At 63.8% G+C, this 2384-nt stretch carries 2 protein-coding genes; both read left to right on the forward strand.

Features of this window, described 5'->3' with window-relative positions:
* A partial coding sequence (locus OXT71_21665; GenBank protein MDE2929003.1) for a hypothetical protein occupies positions 1 to 1736 on the forward strand: 1736 nt, incomplete at its 5' end.
* A gap of 67 nt (positions 1737 to 1803) precedes the next feature.
* On the forward strand, positions 1804 to 2256 hold the full coding sequence (locus tag OXT71_21670; protein MDE2929004.1) for a hypothetical protein: 453 nt from the start codon (positions 1804 to 1806) through the stop codon (positions 2254 to 2256).
* Positions 2257 to 2384 lie beyond the last annotated feature (128 nt).

A 2384-nucleotide genomic window follows, 5' to 3' on the forward strand; every position in this document is an offset into this window, starting at 1 on the left:
CGATCCCGCCCGAGCTCGGCGACCTCACACGCCTGACGGAACTGGATTTCTCGGGGAACTCCGGCCTGGCGGGAACCCTTCCACCCGCATTGACTAATCTTGGCAGCCTCGAAACGTTATTGGCTGTCGGAACGGATCTTTGCGCACCCTCGGATCCCGACTTCCGGGATTGGCTCGGAGGCATCTACCGGATGCGGGTTGCGCCTTGTGCGAGTGACAGCGCGGCCTTTGCATACCTCACCCAGGCGGTGCAGTCACGAGAGTATCCGGTTCCGCTGGTCGCCGGAGAGAAGGCGCTGCTCCGGGTTTTCGTCACCGCCGCGAGGTCTACGACGGAGACCATCCCTCCCGTTCGAGCCTGGTTCTACGTGGATGGAACCGAGATCCACGTGGCGGACATTCCGGCGCGTGCGGGGGCGCTTCCGATCAAGGTTTACGAGGGAGATCTGTCACGATCGTCCAACGCCGAGATCCCCGGCGAGATCATACGTCCGGGTCTTGAGATGGTCGTCGAGATCGACCCGGAAGGAACGCTGGATCCCGGTCTCGTGACGGCAAGCCGGATCCCGGACACGGGCCGCATGGCGGTCGATGTGCGGGAGATGCCCGTGCTGCACCTGACGGTGGTTCCCTTTCTCTGGAGCGACGACCCTCATCGGGCGGTCGTGGATACAGCCGAGGCGATGGAGGCGGACCCGGAGGGCCACGAACTGCTGCGGGAGACTCGTACGCTGCTGCCGATCGGAGATCTCGAGGTGACGGCCCACGCACCCGTGATGACTTCGAGTTCGCCCGACGATTTTTACTCGCTATTCGGGCAGACGGAAGCGATTCGGGCCATGGAGGGGGGGAGCGGCCACTACATGGGCACGATGTCGAAGCCGGGCCGGGTAGGGCAGGCAGGACGGGCAGAACAACCCGGACGGGTGTTCATTTCGAGACTGAACTCGGCGACCATAGCTCACGAACTCGGCCACAACTTGAGCCTGTATCATGCTCCCTGCGGAGGCGCTGGGGGAGCGGACCCGGCGTTTCCCTCCCCGGACGGATCGACTGGCGCCTGGGGGTACGACTTCCGCTATGGTGACGCATTGGCCTCGCCATTCAGGCCGGACCTGATGTCCTACTGCGAACCGGTGGGGATCAGCGATTATCACTTCGCCAACGCGCTCCGCTTTCGCCTCTTTGACGAGGGGCCGCCCCGGCCGTCGAGCCTGATCGCTCAAGACGAGAGCCCGCCCCGGCCAGCGAGTCTGATCGCTCAAGAAGCAACGTCCCTTCTCATATGGGGTGGAATGGATGCGGAAGGCCAACCGTTCCTCAACCCATCCTTTGTTGTCGATGCCCCCACCAAGCTGCCCAGGGCCACCGGTGAGCACCGGATCACCGGGCGGAGCGGGAGCGGCGACGAGCTCTTTTCCGTCGGCTTCGCCATGCCCGAGGTGGCCGACGGTGACGGGAGCTCGTCCTTCGCCTTCGTCCTCCCGGTCGAGCCCGGCTGGGCGGTCCGCCTGGCAAGCATCACGCTCTCCGGTCCCGGCGGGTCGGTGAGGCTCGACAGCGACACCGATATCCCCCTGTACATCCTGGTCGATCCGGGCACCCGGCAGGTGAGAGGTATCCTGCGCGACCTGCCTCAGGCGGGCGTGTCGGCGCTCGTCTCTCAAGCAGGCGCCGGGAGTCTCGATGTGCTCTTCAGCCGCGGGATCCCCGACGCCGCAGCGTGGGGTCCGTGAAGGATCGGCCGGTCAGGCGACCATCATTCCGTGGTCGGTGACGGTCTGCGCCGCGGCTGGTTCCGGCGTGGACAACAGGCCCAAGTTCAAAGAGGTGGTCCCGCCGGAGATTATCAGAGAGCAGGACGGCGGCGGCGCTCTCGAGTTGCGAACCGGTCAGTCGAAGCGTGACCGTTTCCCCAGCCCGGACGATCCCGTATTCGCCAAAACTCCCGCCGCTGCGGTTCTCGTGGCAGAGCTCTCGACGTCCTGCTTGAAGAGCCGACGACTCCTCTTGACTTGGCCTCCTTTCACGGCGACGTTCGAGCTGAACCAGGATCAGGCCACACTGGCCACGGCGGCGCTGAAACCGAACAGTTCTCCGGATCACTTTCTCGTGAGCACCACGCAGGATGATCTGAACGACGTTGAGTTCACCCTGCGCGCCGAGGACGCCGGCGGCGACGCGGAGATGCTGGCGGGCACCTCCCTGGTGGTGGAGTCTTCCCAGATAGACCGTTCCGGGTTCGCCGATGGTTGATGGCGTCGTCTGGGCGTCGGCATTTCAATAAGGTTTCAGGAATTTCGTATATACTCTCCAGCCAAGTATTTTTTAGGGACTTATAAAGACTAGTTGACGTGCGTTGACCAATGTCACGCCTATTGAGT

The sequence above is a fragment of the Acidobacteriota bacterium genome, from assembly GCA_028874215.1.
Lineage (GTDB): Bacteria > Acidobacteriota > UBA6911 > RPQK01 > JAJDTT01 > JAJDTT01.